Source organism: Burkholderia sp. A2 (genome assembly GCF_001729305.1).
Lineage (GTDB): Bacteria > Pseudomonadota > Gammaproteobacteria > Burkholderiales > Burkholderiaceae > Burkholderia > Burkholderia sola.
Genome location: NZ_LZXX01000116.1, coordinates 1 through 454 on the forward strand (window position 1 = coordinate 1; position 454 = coordinate 454).

At 60.8% G+C, this 454-nt stretch carries 1 protein-coding gene and 1 pseudogene; one reads left to right on the top strand and one right to left on the bottom strand.

Annotated elements, in window-relative coordinates:
• The coding region (locus tag A9Z05_RS37290) for a hypothetical protein (RefSeq protein ID WP_218077822.1) at window positions 1–235 on the top strand (235 nt) is incomplete at its 5' end.
• An 11-nt stretch (window positions 236–246) separates the two neighbouring features.
• On the opposite strand, the pseudogene A9Z05_RS38015 reads toward A9Z05_RS37290, so the two are convergent.
• Window positions 247–454: pseudogene (locus A9Z05_RS38015) on the bottom strand (TetR family transcriptional regulator); the annotation flags it as partial.

A 454-nucleotide genomic window follows, 5' to 3' on the forward strand; every position in this document is an offset into this window, starting at 1 on the left:
GGGGCGGGCGGCGGGCGTGCAACAAAACAGGCCCCGCCAGGGGCCTGTGTCGTTTCCGTTCGACCCAACCTGCGGGGTGCCCGCTTCGAACGGCGGCGTGCATACCGGGTCGAACCCGGTTATCACGAAGACGCTAAAGAAAGATGACAGCGTCAGTCTACCGATGTTCCGAGAAACGTTAAAAATTTTAAAGAGGGTCGGCTCACTCGTTTCGCAGTGCGGTAAATCGGGTTAAATCAGCATTTGTTACGACAATTTCCGCGAGTCCGGCAATTTTTGCGCGCGTCGGCGCAGGGCGGTGGACGTGCGGACGGCGTCGAAACCGGCGTCGAGCATCGCCTCGGCGTCGTTCCACAGATTGCCGCGCAGCCGGTTGGTCCAGATCATCGACGCGAACACGCCTTCGAGCAGCGACACCAGATAGACGGCGGCCAGATGCACGTCGAGATCGGCG